The organism is Synechococcus sp. MU1625 (assembly GCF_020514205.1).
GTDB lineage: Bacteria > Cyanobacteriota > Cyanobacteriia > PCC-6307 > Cyanobiaceae > Parasynechococcus.
Map to the genome: position 1 here is coordinate 1 of NZ_VTLA01000009.1, position 15,034 is coordinate 15,034.

Annotated in this window: 20 protein-coding genes; 5 read left to right on the forward strand and 15 right to left on the reverse strand. The window is 60.8% G+C overall.

Features of this window, described 5'->3' with window-relative positions; all coding sequences use genetic code 11:
* The first annotated feature begins 160 nt into the window (after nucleotides 1-160).
* Entirely contained in the window at nucleotides 161-1,093 is a 933-nt protein-coding gene (locus tag FZX13_RS11555) for a YihY/virulence factor BrkB family protein (RefSeq protein WP_226409688.1), read from the forward strand.
* Nucleotides 1,094-1,146: 53 nt separating this feature from the next.
* The gene (locus FZX13_RS11560) at nucleotides 1,147-1,503 is read left to right on the forward strand and encodes a hypothetical protein (RefSeq protein WP_226409689.1); all 357 of its coding nucleotides are present in this window, start codon (nucleotides 1,147-1,149) and stop codon (nucleotides 1,501-1,503) included.
* Here FZX13_RS11560 and FZX13_RS11565 read toward each other — a convergent pair.
* The 8 genes from FZX13_RS11565 to FZX13_RS11600 all read right to left on the reverse strand — a co-directional run bounded on the left by FZX13_RS11565 (nucleotide 1,473) and on the right by FZX13_RS11600 (nucleotide 7,187).
* Complete coding sequence (locus FZX13_RS11565) at nucleotides 1,473-1,832, reverse strand: DUF2834 domain-containing protein (protein WP_226409690.1); 360 nt, start codon at nucleotides 1,830-1,832, stop codon at nucleotides 1,473-1,475. The two genes, FZX13_RS11560 and FZX13_RS11565, sit on opposite strands and share 31 nt — an antisense overlap.
* Complete coding sequence (gene xseB / locus FZX13_RS11570; RefSeq protein ID WP_226409691.1) at nucleotides 1,825-2,094, reverse strand: exodeoxyribonuclease VII small subunit; 270 nt, start codon at nucleotides 2,092-2,094, stop codon at nucleotides 1,825-1,827. Before xseB ends, FZX13_RS11565 begins: the two co-directional genes overlap by 8 nt.
* Nucleotides 2,094-3,257, reverse strand: a complete 1,164-nt coding sequence (gene xseA, locus FZX13_RS11575) for an exodeoxyribonuclease VII large subunit (protein ID WP_226409692.1) — start codon at nucleotides 3,255-3,257, stop codon at nucleotides 2,094-2,096. Before xseA ends, xseB begins: the two co-directional genes overlap by 1 nt.
* Nucleotides 3,247-3,423 carry a hypothetical protein gene (locus tag FZX13_RS11580; RefSeq protein ID WP_226409693.1) on the reverse strand — a complete coding sequence of 59 codons (177 nt, stop codon included), beginning with the start codon at nucleotides 3,421-3,423 and terminating at the stop codon, nucleotides 3,247-3,249. The genes xseA and FZX13_RS11580 overlap by 11 nt, the downstream gene beginning before the upstream one ends.
* 111 nt (nucleotides 3,424-3,534) lie before the next feature.
* Nucleotides 3,535-3,675, reverse strand: a complete 141-nt coding sequence (locus tag FZX13_RS11585; RefSeq protein ID WP_115022585.1) for a chlorophyll a/b-binding protein — start codon at nucleotides 3,673-3,675, stop codon at nucleotides 3,535-3,537.
* A gap of 96 nt (nucleotides 3,676-3,771) precedes the next feature.
* Nucleotides 3,772-6,276, reverse strand: coding sequence for an ATP-dependent helicase HrpB (gene hrpB, locus FZX13_RS11590; RefSeq protein WP_226409694.1), 2,505 nt, complete (start codon nucleotides 6,274-6,276; stop codon nucleotides 3,772-3,774).
* A gap of 221 nt (nucleotides 6,277-6,497) precedes the next feature.
* Nucleotides 6,498-6,881 carry a hypothetical protein gene (locus FZX13_RS11595; protein ID WP_115022581.1) on the reverse strand — a complete coding sequence of 128 codons (384 nt, stop codon included), beginning with the start codon at nucleotides 6,879-6,881 and terminating at the stop codon, nucleotides 6,498-6,500.
* A gap of 33 nt (nucleotides 6,882-6,914) precedes the next feature.
* A complete protein-coding gene (locus tag FZX13_RS11600) occupies nucleotides 6,915-7,187 on the reverse strand; it encodes a DUF2973 domain-containing protein (protein WP_115022579.1) in 273 nt (90 codons plus the stop codon).
* A gap of 140 nt (nucleotides 7,188-7,327) precedes the next feature.
* Here FZX13_RS11600 and FZX13_RS11605 point away from each other — a divergent pair, with 140 nt between their 5' ends.
* The gene (locus tag FZX13_RS11605) at nucleotides 7,328-8,476 is read left to right on the forward strand and encodes a trypsin-like peptidase domain-containing protein (protein ID WP_226409695.1); all 1,149 of its coding nucleotides are present in this window, start codon (nucleotides 7,328-7,330) and stop codon (nucleotides 8,474-8,476) included.
* 10 nt (nucleotides 8,477-8,486) lie between these two features.
* Here the strand turns inward: FZX13_RS11605 and FZX13_RS11610 are convergent, their stop codons facing one another.
* Nucleotides 8,487-8,669 (reverse strand): hypothetical protein, encoded by a 183-nt coding sequence (locus tag FZX13_RS11610; RefSeq protein WP_370630820.1) that lies wholly within the window; start codon nucleotides 8,667-8,669, stop codon nucleotides 8,487-8,489.
* A gap of 119 nt (nucleotides 8,670-8,788) precedes the next feature.
* Nucleotides 8,789-10,513: an ABC-F family ATP-binding cassette domain-containing protein gene (locus FZX13_RS11615; RefSeq protein ID WP_226409696.1), complete on the reverse strand. Its 1,725-nt coding sequence runs from the start codon at nucleotides 10,511-10,513 to the stop codon at nucleotides 8,789-8,791.
* A gap of 70 nt (nucleotides 10,514-10,583) precedes the next feature.
* On the opposite strand from FZX13_RS11615, the gene FZX13_RS11620 reads away from it, so the two are divergent.
* The gene (locus FZX13_RS11620; RefSeq protein ID WP_226398652.1) at nucleotides 10,584-10,760 is read left to right on the forward strand and encodes a hypothetical protein; all 177 of its coding nucleotides are present in this window, start codon (nucleotides 10,584-10,586) and stop codon (nucleotides 10,758-10,760) included.
* On the opposite strand, the gene FZX13_RS11625 is transcribed toward FZX13_RS11620, so the two are convergent.
* A complete protein-coding gene (locus FZX13_RS11625; RefSeq protein ID WP_226409697.1) occupies nucleotides 10,738-10,968 on the reverse strand; it encodes a hypothetical protein in 231 nt (76 codons plus the stop codon). The two genes, FZX13_RS11620 and FZX13_RS11625, sit on opposite strands and share 23 nt — an antisense overlap.
* A gap of 47 nt (nucleotides 10,969-11,015) precedes the next feature.
* Nucleotides 11,016-11,315 carry a hypothetical protein gene (locus FZX13_RS11630; RefSeq protein WP_226409698.1) on the reverse strand — a complete coding sequence of 100 codons (300 nt, stop codon included), beginning with the start codon at nucleotides 11,313-11,315 and terminating at the stop codon, nucleotides 11,016-11,018.
* Nucleotides 11,316-11,420: 105 nt separating this feature from the next.
* Here FZX13_RS11630 and FZX13_RS11635 point away from each other — a divergent pair, with 105 nt between their 5' ends.
* Nucleotides 11,421-11,714 (forward strand): hypothetical protein, encoded by a 294-nt coding sequence (locus FZX13_RS11635; protein ID WP_226409699.1) that lies wholly within the window; start codon nucleotides 11,421-11,423, stop codon nucleotides 11,712-11,714.
* Between the two features lie 16 nt (nucleotides 11,715-11,730).
* On the opposite strand, the gene FZX13_RS11640 is transcribed toward FZX13_RS11635, so the two are convergent.
* Genes FZX13_RS11640 through FZX13_RS11650 form a run of 3 tightly spaced genes read right to left on the reverse strand, consistent with a single transcriptional unit; the run spans nucleotide 11,731 to nucleotide 15,019 of the window.
* Complete coding sequence (locus FZX13_RS11640) at nucleotides 11,731-12,870, reverse strand: anhydro-N-acetylmuramic acid kinase (protein ID WP_226409700.1); 1,140 nt, start codon at nucleotides 12,868-12,870, stop codon at nucleotides 11,731-11,733.
* Between the two features lie 4 nt (nucleotides 12,871-12,874).
* On the reverse strand, nucleotides 12,875-13,579 hold the full coding sequence (locus tag FZX13_RS11645; protein ID WP_115022567.1) for a TrkA family potassium uptake protein: 705 nt from the start codon (nucleotides 13,577-13,579) through the stop codon (nucleotides 12,875-12,877).
* Nucleotides 13,580-13,603: 24 nt separating this feature from the next.
* The gene (locus FZX13_RS11650; protein WP_226409701.1) at nucleotides 13,604-15,019 is read right to left on the reverse strand and encodes a potassium transporter TrkG; all 1,416 of its coding nucleotides are present in this window, start codon (nucleotides 15,017-15,019) and stop codon (nucleotides 13,604-13,606) included.
* Nucleotides 15,020-15,034 lie beyond the last annotated feature (15 nt).

Genomic DNA, 15,034 nt, shown 5'->3' on the forward strand with positions numbered 1-15,034 from the left:
AGCCCCCTGAGAAAATAGCTCGATGCCAGGTAAAACATTCTCTTAATAGGTTGATGATTGGCTGATTGTTGTAGCAATCACCATTGCCAACCATGAAAAAGCCACCTCGATTGAGGTGGCTTTTTTGTTGTAAGGTTTTAGAAGTCTTCTGAGCGAATCTGTGTCTAGACGTTCGCTTGTTCGACAGTTGGGTGGGCGGATATGGAATGCCTGTCAGCGCTGGAACAACGCTGAATGTGTGGATTTGAGTGCTGCTTTTGCTTATTTCGTCCTTCAGTCTTTTTTCCCGCTGCTGCTCATCGCTTTGTCTGTGGCGGCCAGAGTGTTTGGTGAAACAGATAGTTTGGATAATGTTTTGGCGTCAGTTACCCAAGTCCTCCCACCTTCCGCAACCAATCTGGTGGATTCCACCCTGCGTGGGTTGGTGAATCAGGGATTTGGTGCAGGAATTCTTGGCGTTATTGTTTTGCTTCTCACTGCAAGTAATGCCTATTTAACATTGCAGCGCGGAGCTGATCGCCTTTGGTCAGATATTCTCCCGGAACCGGCAATTAACCTGCCTTGGTGGCAGCAAGTGGTGCAGTTCTGCAAAACGCGTGTTGAAGCTTTTTTGACCGTCTTTGTTATATCGATTCTGATCGTCTTTCAGCAATTGGCTCTCAGCGTCAGGCAGCTTCCCGAAGACATCCTTGGTGTTCTGAATGGTTTTATTCCTGGGTTGATGGCTCTTGTACGATCCAGTCCCATTCTTCCCCTTGGACGAATTCTTGTTCCAGCATTGATCTTGTCTTTGATGGCTCTGCTGCTGCAGATGGCCTTGCCCAGTCGCCGTGTTCCAAGAGCACCCTTGATCCCTGGCTCGTTGTTGATTGGCTTTGGGTTGGCATTACTCAACAAAATTTTGAGCTTGAGTATCGTTTCTCTTGGTAATCGATATCAGGCTTATGGCGTGATCGGTGGTGTTTTGGTTTTAACGCTTTGGGTTTGGTTGGTCGGTGTCATTCTTTATTTTGGCCAGTGTTTGAGTGTGGAATTAGCTGCAGTTCGTCTTGCTAAGCCTCGGCTCGGAGAACCGAACACCCTGACGCCTTGAACTTCGATACCCCTCTGCGAAGCTGATCCAACGGACCATTTCCGTTGAGGCAAATGAATCGACCGCCAGCAGTGTTGTGGATTGCAGTTGTCTTGCTGTTGCTGGTGCCAACAGCGGCTGGTCGTCTGTTGCTCGATCTCGCAGGCGGTCTGCTGCTCACGCTCTTGGCGCTGCCGTTGATCCTGTCCGGTCTGGGCTGGATTGGCTGGAAGCTGTTGCAGTCGAGAATGATCACCTGCACTGCTTGTGGGGCTACTGGTCTGAAGGGCGCTGGCGTTTGCTCGTTTTGCGGGACGCCTTATCCCAACGCTGCGGACAACACTGGAGTTTCAGCTGCCCAGTCCACACCCGCGAGGGATCTCACGATTGATGTGATCGCTCAGGACGTCGATGTCGATTCCGATTCCTGAGCCTGCAGCTGCCGTTCCCGAAGGAACAGAAAGAAGGGTGCAGCACAGGCAAAGGCAACGCCAAAGCTCAGAGGAATGGCCAGCCACCAGCCTTTGATCTTCTGGCGTGGACCCTCCACGCAGATCCACAGGGTGACCGCACTGGCCCCCACCAGCAGGTCGGCGCTCAAGGAGCGTGAGGCCGCTGTGCTGTTCGCATCGGCGATGAACCGAGCCAAATCGAAGGCCTGACCGCCACCTTCAGCAATGAACTCCAGATTGGCTTTCCACGGCAGGATCGCCCCCGCAAGTGAAAGGAGGAGATAGATCCAGGGCAGTGCCTTACGCATTGTTCGTGGGTTCAAGGGTTGTGGGGTCGAGTTCGACAATCGACTGTTCGACGCTGTCGAGCAGGGTCTGGCAACGGCTCAGGTAAATCTCACCGTGGAGAACCCGTTGCTGCAATTCCGCCAGGGGCACACTGTCGTTCTGCAGCTCAGCGAGCAGCAGATCAAGGGCCTGGATGGCTTCTTCATAGTTGAGGCCAGCGGCATCGCTGCGCCAGCCTTCCATGCGATCGCGTAACTCTTTGCTGGGTTGGCGCTTGCTCATCAGGAGGTGGTTTTTGGGGAACTGCGTTGGATCTGATCGACCCGGGCGTCAAGCGTTCCGTCGCTCATCCGAATGCTGAGCTGATCTCCGATCTTGACGGATTGAAGGTCCGGGATGGCATCGCCGGAAGCATTGCTGACCAGGGCGAGGCCCCGTTTCAGCCAGCGTTCTGGAGACAGCGCTTTGAGCAATAGTTGTTTCTGCGCCAGGTCCTGGCGATGGCGCCTGATCCGCTCGAGAGGAGATTGTTGCTGCAACAAAAGGGTCCGATCCTGAAGCCTTTGACGTTCGCGAAGGATTCGCCCCAGCAGTGCGTCCCTCAATCGGCTTTGGCGTTGTACAAGCCCCTGGCGTGCAGCATCGCGGTCGGGCAGGAGCGCCACAATTGCAGCCGTGGGGGTGGCTGCCCGATGGTCTGCAACCAGATCTGCGACGGTCAGATCGTCTTCGTGGCCGAGGCCCGTCACCACAGGTACGGGGTAGCGCGCCAGCACGCGGCAGAGCGCTTCGTCATCGAATACCGCCAGATCCTCCCGGCTTCCGCCGCCGCGCGCCAGCACCAGGGCTTGAATCCCTAGCTCAACCGATCGTTCGGCCAGCCCCTCCAGCGTGCTGACAATCTTGGAGGCCACTGCTCCCTGCACTGGAATCGGCACCACGATGAGTTGCGTCAGCGGCCAGCGTTCAGCGGCGGTGCGCAGCATGTCAGCCAGGGCGGAACTGGGCACACTTGTGAGCACCGCAATGGTTGAAGGTTGGCTCGGTAGCCGCCGCTCACGGCTGGGGTCAATCACTCCCTGCTCTTCCAGCAGCTGACGCACCCGTTCAAAGTCCCTCAGAACGGTGCTCAGGCTTGGGCGGATGTCCAGCACCTGAACGGTGAGGCTGGCCCTCGCTGTCCAGAAATTCAGCTTGCCCACCACAGTGACGCCGTCACCGTCCTTGGGTTTGTAGCTCAGCTGGGCCAGTTTCGAAGCCCACACCACGCCCGAAATGCTGGCGGTGCCGTCGGTGAGGGTCAGCCAGAGGTGGCCTTTCTTGAGTTGAGGCCGCGAGACTGTTGCCTCTAACAGAAAACGCGGCGCAAAGCCCCGTTCCAGCAGGCTTCCGATGGCTGTGTTCAGTTCAGCAACGGAGTAAGTCGGAAGGCGATCAACGCTCAAGGCGGCTGTAGGCGTAACCCCAGTAGATGCAGACAATGGCCGAAATGCTGGTTACGAGAATGCCCCAGTGCTGGTGAATCTGAGTGGCGCCGATCGTGCAGATCACCAAGGCGCTGCTGAGCAGCCTTGATCCATCGCGTCTGTTCTGAACGTAAAGCGGTGCCAACGACTGTCTCAGTGGAATGCATCCACTCTGATGCATCAGCGATGGCCGATACCGAGGCAACAAAAAACCCCCCGGTGAGTCGAGGGGTTCTCTGGGTCCGCGGTGCGGAAATCAGCCGAGGCCGATCTGGGACAGGATGCCCTGGCCGGTCAGGAGCTCGGTGCCGAGACCGATCACGATGCCCATCATGGCCAGACGACCATTCCAGGTTTCAGCGAAGTTGACGAAGCCGAAGCGTGCGTTGTCAGACATGGGGAAGGACCGATTTGGTTTGGTAACAATGTAACAAAGGTTGGAGTTTTGTTGCGTGTGCTAACGGCTACAGGAAGGGGGATCCATTTCCATTGTTTACGCCTGCCCTCCGCTTGACCTGCGTTTCGTGCGGGCGGTCGGCAGTGCCTGGCGGGGGTCGTCGGGCCAGGGGTGCTTGGGGTAGCGCCCTCGCATCTCGCGGCGCACGTCCTGATAGCTGCCTTGCCAGAAGCCTTTGAGATCCCGAGTGCGTTGCAGGGGACGACCTGCCGGTGAGAGCAGTTCCAGGGTGACGGGGATGCGACCATCCAGCACGTGGGGCCCGTCGTTACATCCGAACATCTCCTGCAATTTCACGGCAAGGATGACCTCGTCCCCTGTGTAAAGCAGTGTGGCCTGCCGGCCGGCTGGGATCGGGACGCGACGCGGCAAAAGCGCATCCAGCTGTTGTCTGAGGCTCCAGTCCAGATCGCCCCAGAGCGCTTCTTCCAGTGCTGCTGTGCTGATGTCGCCCCAACCCAGGCAGCCCTCCAGGGTTGGACCAAGCCAGGTGTCAGCCTGCTCCAGCAGCGTCGTGAGATCCCTGGCCGGCCATGGGCTGCCCACCTGCTGATGCATCCATTCCAGCCGTTGGCGCAGCTGGTGGGTGCTATCCGTCCAGGGCAGTGCGTCAAGGCTGGAGTTCTTCTGCAGCTGTTCGATGAGCAGGCTCCGGCATAGCGGCGCTGCTGGCGAAGGTTGTGGCGTGCGGCGCACCACCAATTCACCCAGTTTCAGCAGTCGTTCTGCGCGGATCCTCTGGCGTTCAGGATCCCAGCTGACTAAGTCCTGCCAATGGCCGTCTTGCTCAGCGATGGTCAGCAGGGTGCTCTGGCTCAGGGCCACTGCCATCTGGATGCGGGTGTCTCTGTCGCCCATGTCGACCCTGGCGATAGCCAGGGCCGGGCTCCCCTGAAGCGGATCCCAGGGAAGCAGCACGGCGCCGCGTCCCTGGCGCAACTGATAGCGACCGGTCTGGTCCGGTCGCTCTTGCGCTAGCCATTCCGGAAAGGCCGCCAGGATCAGATCGCCGGCGCTGACGGACGATCCCTGGTTCTGGGGTGACGGGCCAAGTCGCTTCAGTTGGCGGCGGAGCTGCTGGCTGAGCGTTCGCAGTGATGGATGGCGCTGGATGCTGTTGAGTCGGGCCTCGAGATCGCTACCGATTTGGCGGCGATCGAAGGGATCCCTTTCGCTGAGAATTGCCGCCAAATCACACCCCAGCTGGGGGGCGCCCTGTTCATGGGCCTCCAGCAGCAGCATGCCGAGACGGGGGTGAACGCCTAGGCCGCTGATCAATCGTCCCCGCTTGCTGATGCGGCCGTCTTGCTCCAGCAGGCCGAGCTGTTGCAGTCCGCGCTGTCCTTCCTGCATGGCGGCTGCAGGTGGTGGGTCCAGCCATGGCAGTAATTCGCCTAGTCCAGCGCCCCACTGGGCCAGTTCCATCAATACAGGTTGGGGATCCGCCAGCAGCAGTTCGGGAGGGTGGAACTGTGGTCGTCGCTGTTGCTCCGCGGGTGACCAGAGGCGGATGCAGCTGCCTGGGCACTGTCGGCCGGCTCGGCCCCTGCGCTGCTCGGCGCTGGCCAGGCTGGAGGCTGTCGTCTCCAGGCCTTCCATTTGGGTGTTGGGGTCGTAGCGCAGTTGACGGCTGAGGCCGCTGTCAATCACCAGCCGCACACCATCGATTGTGAGGGAGCTTTCGGCAATGGCACTGGCCAGGATGATGCTGCCGTCCTGGTTCGGATTGCAGCGCTGGAGGGCTGAACTTTGCTGTTGCAGTGGGAGTTGCCCATGCAGCACTTGAATGCGCCAGTTCTGTAGAGCCGCTGCTTCGGTCAGGGTCTGCCTGCAGCGTTCAATCTCCGCCAGTCCAGGCAGGAAGACCAGTACACCGCTTCCCTGAGGTTGCTCGAGGGCATGGTGCTCAATGGCGCGTAACACCTGTCGAGGCAGGGGTTCGTCCGGTCGTGGCGATTGGTGATGGGTCTCCACCGGATAACAGCGGCCTGGACTTTCCAGCACTGTCGCTTCGGGCAGGCGTTCTCTCAGGTCGGACAGATCCAGCGTGGCGGACATCAACATCAACGCCAGGTCTGGATTCAGCAGCGGACGCGCTTCGCGCAGCAGCGCGAGGGCCAGATCCGCATCACGCCCCCTCTCATGAAATTCATCGAAAATCACGCAGCCCACCCCATCCAGTGAGGGGTCGCTCTGCAGGCGCCTCAGGAAGAGGCCGTCGGTGATCACCTCCACCTGGGTGCGGCTGGATCGTTGCTGTTCCCCGCGTACCGCATAGCCGATGCGGGCACCCACGTCTTCTCCCAGACTCGTGGCGAGGCGGGCGGCGGCGGCCTTGGTGGCCAGCCGCCGCGGCTCAATCATCCAGATTTTTTGCTTCCCTGCGAAGACCCCCGGCCCTTCCGTCAGGGCCCCGATCAGCGCTAAGGGAACCCGTGTGGTCTTACCTGCCCCGGGTGGCGCCTGCAGCAGAACTGTTTGTCCCGGGCGAACTTCAGAGCAGATCCGCGCCAGCAGGGCGTCGATCGGGAACTGGCTCAAACCGGTGCTGCCGCTCGATTCATGGGACGAGATTCATCAGGCCCAACAGAAGCAGGCTGCTGATGGCGCCAACAGCGGCCAGCAGCCGCACAAGCGGGCCGATGGAAACAACAAGGGAGGCCATGAAGACTTTCTTAAAGGCCGAATTGATTCCGGTCTAGCCCCTTGGTTTTCGCCTCGCTGCATTCATTCGCACGCCTTTACAGAACCCCCGTGCTTGATCAGCGCACGTGGCGTGTTCCATCAACGGGGTGGTATTCCTCTCCAGTGAGCTCCTCAAACACGATCGCCGGGAGGCCGGTCTCGAACATGGTCTGCAGCGCTTCCTTGAGATAAGGGTTCCAGCCTCCGGTGCTCACCTGGCCGTGGCGCACGGTCCAGTCCCAGGTGCCCTGAAGGTCGCGGGGGATCCTGCCTTCCCGGTCACGGCGGGCGACCAGATCAAGAGATTCGACAAGTCCCACGGTGATGGGGTCCTTTCCGTAAGCGGGAGTCAGGCTCAATTCCAAGCGAACCGGATCTTCTTTCATCAGCCGAAGCCGAAACCGGGGGGGCAGCTTGATGCCCTTGATGACCGCGGCAACGATGCGTGTTCTCTGATCCACTCAGGCGACCCCTGTCGACTCCAAGCGCCCAATTTATTCAGTGCCGGGTCCAGCGGCCGTCGAGGTCTCGTCATCGTCACCGCCGAAGCGCACCGTCAGCAGGTCTTCTTCTGTAATGCGTCCCTCGCTGTCCAGCAGTTCTGGGTGGATGGTGACCTGGCCAGTGCGGTCGATGGGATCGCTGCTAGGGCCACTGCTGATCGGACCACTGGCAGCACGAAAACCCTTGCTCATGACGCGGAAGGCCTGCCAGAGCAGGGCCACAAACAATGCGCCGTAGAGCAGCGGAAACAGTGAACCGAGCATGACCCTCCACCCAACTGAATCTCTTCATTCTCACGCTATCGGGATCTCGGTTGCACGCGGTCACAGCTTTGACATCGCTGGTGGCTTTTTTTGCGTCTGCTCTGCGTAGCGTCCAGTCAGCCGATCGCCCTGCAGCTGTGATGACCTCTCAGTCCCGCTCGCTCGTTGCCTCCGCTCTGGCAGGAGGGTTGTTGTTGGCCGGTGTTGGATCGATCCCGTTCATCGTTGGCCCTCAGGAGGCTGAGGCGCGGCCAGCGATCCGTCGCGACTCGTTTGTGACCGCCGCTGTCAAGCGCAGTGGTGCAGCTGTGGTCACTCTGGAGACAGCTCGGACCGTGAATCAGTCCGGTGCTGCGGGGGTGCCGCCAGCCCTGATGCGGGACCCCCTGTTTCGCCATTTCTTTGGCATTCCACGCTCCACAGCACCGCGCTCCACAGCACCGCGCGCCAGGGTTCAGCGCGGCCAGGGGAGTGGGGTCATTTTCGATGCCAAGGGTCTGCTCCTGACCAATGCCCATGTGGTGGAGGGGGCGGATCAACTCACCGTGGGGCTTTCCGATGGGAGAAGGGTGCCTGCCCGGGTGGTGGGCAAAGACAGCCTTACGGATCTCGCGGTGGTGCGTCTGGAGGGGGCTGGACCCTGGCCAGTCGCTGATTTAGGCGATTCTGATCGGCTCAGCGTTGGCGACTGGGCGATTGCCGTTGGCAACCCCTTTGGCCTGGAGAGCACAGTGACATTAGGAATCATCAGCAACCTCAACCGCAACGTTGCTCAGCTCGGGATTTCGGGCAAGCGTCTGGATCTGATTCAGACCGACGCGGCGATCAATCCTGGTAATTCGGGCGGGGCGCTCCTCAATGCCGACGGGGAGGTGATCGGGATCAACACCCTGGTCCGATCAGGACCAGGGGCGGGTCTTGGTTTTGCCATTCCCAGCAATCGCGCCCGTGCCATTGCGGAACAGCTGGTGACCCGCGGCAAGGCCCGTCATCCGGTGATCGGCATTCGTCTTTCTCCAGTGCCTCGGCCCACGCCGACATCCCAGGTGCCCTCAGGAGCGGTCATTCGCTCTGTCCAGCCTGGGGGGCCAGCGGACCGCGCCGGGCTCAAGGTGGATGACGTGATCACGAGTTTTGATGGCAAGGCTGTTGCTGACCCTGCAGCCGTGGTCAGTGCCATCGATCGCCGCGGTGTGGGAGCCACGGTTGTGTTGGGGGTGCGTCGCGGCGAGGACCAGGTCAGGATCGAAGTCAAGCCGGTCGATCTGTCGGCCTTGCCCTCAAGCTGAAGTCTTGGCGTCAGACGTCGTCGGAGTCCCTTAGTTGTTCCACGCATTGGGTGATGCATTCGCCGTCGTCGAGCGAACAGGTGGTGATGCACTGGAAATAGGTTTCCACGGCGTCCCAGGTCTGCTCATGGGTTTCCGCGCCTTGGGCTGATGAACCGCCAACGGGTTCGGTGTTGCCGGGGCCGGAAACCATTCTCATCGGGGCTGGGGATCAGTTTTGTCAGCCTATGCAGACGAAAACACAAGGTAAAGAGAAATAAGTCTTCCTGCCTAAGGGTGTGTGAAGTTTTCGGTTAGGTGGCTCGATGCTCGTCAAGCCGCCTTTTTGCGCCGGGCATCTCGAGCTTTCTGCTTTTCCTTGTTGGCTTTCCGCTTGGCCTCTCGCTCCATGGCCAGTTCTTTCTCCTTGGCTTCAGCCCTTTCCTCCTCTTTTTTCTCGAGGTAGTAGTTGTAATCCCCCCGGTACATCACCAGTTCACCCTCCCGCAGTTCGACGATCCGGTTGGCCACGCGGGAGATGAAATAGCGGTCGTGGGAGACCAGTAGCGCGGCTCCTTCGTAGGCCATTAAGGCGTCCTCGAGCATCTGCTTGGCCGGGATATCGAGGTGATTGGTGGGCTCATCCAAGACCAGAAGATTGCAGGGGGTCAGCAGCATTAGCGCCAGTGCCAGGCGGGCTTTCTCGCCACCGCTGAGCTTCCCGACCTCCTTGAACACCGAGTCGTTGCTGAAGCAGAAACTGCCCAGCAGCGAACGAACCTGGGTCTGGGTCCAATCGGGGACCGCTTCGTACATCGTGTCAATCACGGTCTTGGAGAGATCCAGAGCTTCGGCTTGGTTCTGTTCGAAGTAGCCCGCAATGACGTTGTGCTCCCCCAGTCGGGCACTGCCTTCATCGGGAGGTTCCACCCCCATGACCAGGCGCAGCAGGGTGGACTTACCCGCACCGTTGGGACCAACGAAGGCGATGCGGTCGCCCCGTTCCACCTCCAGTTCAGCCCCCAGAAACAGGATCTTGTCTCCATAGCTGTGGGTGACGTTGTCGATCAGGGCAACCTGTGCCCCTGAGCGCGGAGCGGGCGGGAACTGGAAACTCGGCCCTGCCACAGATTCGATTGGTGCCTCCACCCGTTCCACCTTGTCCAGTTGCTTCTCACGGCTTTTGGCCTGGGTGCTGCGGGTAGCGCTGGCGCGAAAACGATCGATATAGGCCTGTTGGGTGGCGATGTCTTTCTGCTGGCGTTCGAAGGCCGCCTGCGTGGCCTCCCGTTCCATTTGTTTCTGCTCCAGGTGGGCGGTGTAGTTCCCCAGATAGCTGCGGGACACGCCCCTTTCGGTGGAGACAATTTGATTGCAGACCCGGTCGAGGAAGGTGCGGTCGTGGCTGATGACGACGAGGGCAGCGCTCTGCTCCAGCAGGTAGTTTTCAAGCCACTGGATGGTCTCGACATCCAGATGGTTGGTCGGTTCATCTAGCAGCAGCAGATCCGGCTCCTGAAGCAAAATTTTCCCCAGGGCGATCCGCATCTGCCAGCCCCCGGAATAGTCCTTCACCTGCAGCTCAGCGCCCTCAGGGGTAAAGCCGATCGTGGGCAGGAGCTTGTCGATCCGGGCGTCGAGTTCATAGCCATGCAGTGCTTCGAAACGGCTCTGCAGCTGTCCCAGTTGTTGGATCAGCTGATCCAGATGATCGGGATCTTCAGCAGCGCGTTCCGACGCCATCGCCTCTTCCACCTGCTGTTGGCGGTTCATCACTTCGGCGGCTTCACCAAAGGCTTGGAACAGCTCCTGGCGCACTGTGCGCTCCAGATCCACATCGAATTCCTGTTGGAGATAGGCGATGCGGGGTTCTCCCTGACGCACCACTTGGCCGCTGGTCGGTTCCTCGTGTCCGGCGATCAGACGCATCTGGGTGGATTTGCCGGCGCCGTTCACCCCCACCAGTCCGATCCGGTCTCCGGGTTTCACCTCCCAGGTCACCGCGCGAAGCACTTCCCCAGTGGGATAGATCTTGCTGACGTTTTCGAGTCGCAGCACCGGCGGAAGGCGTCCTTCCCCCCATCATCCCTGTCGGCACACTGGTGAAGGTTTCCGGAGGGTGCTCGCCATGCTGAAACTGGAGCAGCTGGCCGCTCTTGTGGTGGCCGCAGGCCTGGCGATCGTGAGTTACGTGCTGTTCTTTAGTTGGGCCGGTGGTGGCGGCTACGAACGCCGGCAGCGCGTCGAGCCCCAGGCTTTATTGAAGTCCGTCTCGCCCAACTTCAAAGACCGCCCCTCGCTTTAACCACCCAGCGGTTGCTGTCTTCATCGTTCAGGCTTGCCAGATGCTCGCGCACCTCTTGGGCTGTCACCGGCAGGCCCAGTTCGTCGCCCAGATTGCAGATGCTGTCCATGGCGCCGTTGGGGTCCTGGAGGGCTTGGCGGAACAGCGCCTGCGTCTGCGCAGGATTGCTGCTGATGCGGGCGTACAGCGATGCGGCGTTGGAAGACATCGCGGTTTGAGCAACTGTTCAAACGCTATTCAGGACCGAAGACCTTGTCAGGCGGCCTGTTCGATGCCGTCATCGTGCTGCCCAAGGGCAGAAGCGTCCTCCATGCTGCGGGCATCCATGCACAGCACCTTGCGCAATTGGGCGTAGTTAGCTGCCTGAGTGTTGCGCCCTTCCTGCGAGGCACCGTATTCAGCCCGCTGGAGCACATGGTGCAGGTGGGTCAGCAGGTAGGTGCTGATCACCGCTGACACCAGAACATCGCTGTTTTCGGCGCTGCGACGGGAGCGTCGCGACCGACTGCGTGATCCGGCAGGGCTGCGACGGGAGCGAGATGTGGCTTGTGTCATGGGGTTCTCCGAGGAGGACCAATGCCCCCACCATAGTCATGGATACTACCCTTGACCACCTCTGTACACTTTTCACTAACTGAGCCTCTTTCTGGGGATCCGGTCGTGCCCACCCGTCAGACCTCATCCAGTGGGAAGCCCAAGTCCCCAAGAATTCAGGTGGTTCTGCCTGAGGATCTTTGTGAACGCTTGACCGCTATGGCCGAGCTGGAATCCCGCACGGTGAGCAACATGGCGCGGGTGCTGATCCAGCAAGGGGTGCAGCGCCACGAGCAAGCTCTGGAGGCGTCTGCTCCCACCCCAACCCGCGAGGAACGCTTGCGGTCGGCTCTGGAATCGCAACAGCCCCGCCGTCTGCGGGGAGCCCCACGGCGCTTGCGCCTGCATCGGCCTGGCTAGGCCTAGGCCGCTCCGATCAGGCTGGATTCACCCGAACGCCCAGCACGGTCTCGCGACTGGCCCCTGTCACCGCAGGCACATTGCCGGGGTGATTCCGCTCGTGCCACCAGGCCAGCAGCGCGAAGACCAGGGCCTCTCTCGCCTCTGCCGGTACCCCGAGAGTGCTGCTCTCATCCACCTGGGCACCACGGCAGCGCCGGCGCAACTCGTTGATCAACACCGGGTTTTGGCTTCCACCTCCAGCGGTGATCAGTTCGATCGGTGCGATGCCGCGTGTCTGGCGCAGATGGTCCAGATCCTGGGCGACGATGGCTGCGGAGAAGGCCGTCAGGGTCGCGATGGTGTCGGCCTCTGAGGCTCCATCGAGCTGATCCAGCCGTCGGTTGAGGTCCTCCCGCCCGAAGCACTCCCTTCCGGTGGATTTCGGCGGTGCCATCTGGAAATACTCCTCCTGGAGCCAGAGCTGGATCCGGACCTCATCCGCTTGGCCCTGCGCTGCCATCGCTCCTCCCTTGTCGAAGCTTTTGGCCCCAGCGGTGAAGTGGCGTATGCCGAGGTCGATCAGGCTGTTCGCTGGTCCGCAGTCCCATCCCAAGACCGAGGCGTGGCGGTCCACGCCACTGCATGGGGGGATCAGGGTGAGGTTGGCAATTCCGCCCAGGTTCAGCAGCGCCCGCCAGCCCTCGGTGCTCCCCAAAAGCGCCGCATCCGCCCGAGGAACGAGGGGGGCTCCTTGCCCACCGAGGACCAGATCAGCGGCGCGGAAGTCATGGATCACAGGCCGTTGGAGCAGATGGGCCAGTAGCGGCGCCTGCAGCATTTGCCAGCTCGAACCCCGCGTCTCCTGGGCCGGCGGGCGATGCCAGACGGTCTGACCATGGCAGCCGATCACCTCGGCTTTCCCTTCGGGATCGCATGCCATCACTGCGTTTGCCTGCGCTTCTGTGATCGTTTCCGCCAGCTCCAGCAAGAGGGATGCGGGCATTGCTTCTCCCTGGCCGGCGGCCACCACCTGCTGCTGCAGCTGGGGCGGATAGGGCTGATGGTGGTGGCGAAGCAATGACCACTGCGGACGTTGGGCAGGGCCGTCGAAGCACGCCAGCACGGCATCAACACCGTCGGCACTGGTCCCGCTCATCAGCCCGAGGCAGTGCATTGGCTCAGATTTTCGGCAGGCGTTGCAGGTCGTCCACCAGCCCCATGACCACCAGAAGGTGACCCTCCTCGAGCACATGGGATGCCGGTGGGTTCACCATCAAGCTGCTTTGCGGCCCGGCCGCCAGCACATTGACCCGGAAGTTCTTGCGCAGATTCAGATCTCGGAGCGACCGCCCCACAAACGGTTCTGGAACCTTGATCTCCTCTATGCAGTGCTGTTCATCCAGGGCCAAGCGCTCCATCAAGTTGGGGCGTACCAGTTCAAGACCCAGGCGCTCTCCCTGCATTCGCGAGGGGAAGATCACCCTGTCGGCTCCAACCCGTTTCAGCATTTTTTCGTGGAGGTCGCTCGTTGCCCTGGCGATCACCTGGCGCACCCGGCTTCCCTCACTGTCTTTGGCGATCAACGTCGCGGTGATGCTGGCTTCGATCGGTTCACTGATCGCCACCACCACAGTGCCCATCTCGAGCACGCCAGCCTCCCGTAGAGCTTCTTCGTCGGTGCAGTCGACAACGCGGGCTTCCACGCTGGGCTCCACCTGACGCAGTTCATCGACCGCCCTCTCCGAGCGGTCCACGGCCAGAACGTCGGCTCCGTTCTGGAGCAGTTCCCGGCAAACGGCGATGCCGAAACGGCCGACGCCGATGATCGCGAAGCCGAGACGATCGCTGCCCTGGATCGGGCTCCACTGCCACCACTCCTTCATCGCTTTATCCCCCACTGATAGTCCTCAGACATACAGATCCTCGCTGGGATAACCGATCCGATTCTGGCGATTCATCTGAATTTGTTCCTGGGTCATCGCTTCCCAGATCGCACTCAATAGAAGCAGGATTCCCAGTCGTCCTACAAACATTCCCACCATCAGAACAGCCTGGCCGAAACGGGGCAGTTCAACGGTTACCCCGAGATCCAGCCCCACCGTGGCAAAGGCGGAGACGCAGGTGAACAGCATTTCCATGAACGTGAACGAATCCTTGCCGTTCAAATTGCTGGCGATGCTGACCAGCAGAGCCATGGTCATCACAAACAGCAGTGAGCCCACTGTGATGCCCACGGCCCGCAGCACCACCTTGTCGCTGATGGTCCGGTTGCGGATCACCACGGCCTCACGGCCTCGCAGGGTGGATCGCGTGGCCGCCATCAAAGCGGCCACGGTGGTGGTCTTGATTCCTCCACCGGTGCCGCCGGGACTGGCCCCAATGAACATCAGCACCATCAGCAACAGCAGGCTGGATTCGGTGACGTTCTCGAGCGAGAGCGGAACGGTGGTGAAGCCGGCCGTGCGAGCCGTGACGGATTCGAATAGAGCCGTCAGCCAACGCTCAGGCAAGGGCATGCCCGCGAAGATTTCGCCCTGGTTCAACCATTCCGTAAGGGCTAAACCGCCCGCCCCGAAGGCGATGAGCAGCAAGGTGGTGCGGAGCACCAGGCGGGAGTGCAGGCTTAGTCGACGACGTCCTCGCCCTCTTCGTAGGAGCTGCGTGCTCAGATCGCTGGTCACCCGCCAACCCAGGCCACCGGTCACGATCAAAAGCATCATGACGGCATTCACCACACCATTGCTGCGGTAGCGCTCGAGGCTGTCGGCCCAGAGCCCAAAACCCGCGTTGTTGTAGGCCGAGATGCTGTGGAACACCGCGGCCCATAGACGTTCGCTGTTGTTGGGAATGTCGTCGAATCCGAAGTGGTAGAGGATCACGGCGCCCATCAGGATCACCAGCGTCGCCGTCAGGGCAATGCCACGAAAGGTGCGTCCCACGCCTCCTACGCCGAATTCGTCGAGGGCCTGGCCCCGGTCCAGGCGCCGACGCAAAGCTGTTCCTTGCACCACAAATCCCTGCAGAAATGTTGTGATGGCCATCAGGCCAAGGCCCCCCGCCAGGATCATTAAGGCCAGAACCGCCTGGCCGAAGGTCGTCAGGTCTGCGCCGATGTCGATGATCGAGAGCCCCGTCACGGTGATGGCGGACGTGGCTGTGAACAGAGCTTCCCAAAGCCCCACGCTGCTCGAGGAGCACAGCGGAGTGGCCAGAAGCAGCGTGCCGATCAGCACCACCAGCAAACCGGTCACCACGGTGAACTGGGGAACCGTGAGCCGACGATGCCAGCCCTGGCTGCGTTCGATGGCTCTTCCGATCGGCACAGGCGCGTGCGAGAT

Bases quoted from the DNA above. Each gene is read 5' to 3' on its own strand.
- FZX13_RS11630 (WP_226409698.1), bottom strand. From the start codon at position 11,315: ATGACACAAGCCACATCTCGCTCCCGTCGCAGCCCTGCCGGATCACGC.
- FZX13_RS11605 (WP_226409695.1), top strand. From the start codon at position 7,328: ATGACCTCTCAGTCCCGCTCGCTCGTTGCCTCCGCTCTGGCAGGAGGG.
- xseB (WP_226409691.1), bottom strand. From the start codon at position 2,094: ATGAGCAAGCGCCAACCCAGCAAAGAGTTACGCGATCGCATGGAAGGC.
- FZX13_RS11600 (WP_115022579.1), bottom strand. From the start codon at position 7,187: ATGCTCGGTTCACTGTTTCCGCTGCTCTACGGCGCATTGTTTGTGGCC.
- FZX13_RS11620 (WP_226398652.1), top strand. From the start codon at position 10,584: ATGCTGAAACTGGAGCAGCTGGCCGCTCTTGTGGTGGCCGCAGGCCTG.
- FZX13_RS11565 (WP_226409690.1), bottom strand. From the start codon at position 1,832: ATGCGTAAGGCACTGCCCTGGATCTATCTCCTCCTTTCACTTGCGGGG.
- FZX13_RS11610 (WP_370630820.1), bottom strand. From the start codon at position 8,669: ATGGTTTCCGGCCCCGGCAACACCGAACCCGTTGGCGGTTCATCAGCC.
- FZX13_RS11585 (WP_115022585.1), bottom strand. From the start codon at position 3,675: ATGTCTGACAACGCACGCTTCGGCTTCGTCAACTTCGCTGAAACCTGG.
- FZX13_RS11645 (WP_115022567.1), bottom strand. From the start codon at position 13,579: ATGAAGGAGTGGTGGCAGTGGAGCCCGATCCAGGGCAGCGATCGTCTC.
- FZX13_RS11625 (WP_226409697.1), bottom strand. From the start codon at position 10,968: ATGTCTTCCAACGCCGCATCGCTGTACGCCCGCATCAGCAGCAATCCT.
- FZX13_RS11640 (WP_226409700.1), bottom strand. From the start codon at position 12,870: ATGCACTGCCTCGGGCTGATGAGCGGGACCAGTGCCGACGGTGTTGAT.
- FZX13_RS11560 (WP_226409689.1), top strand. From the start codon at position 1,147: ATGAATCGACCGCCAGCAGTGTTGTGGATTGCAGTTGTCTTGCTGTTG.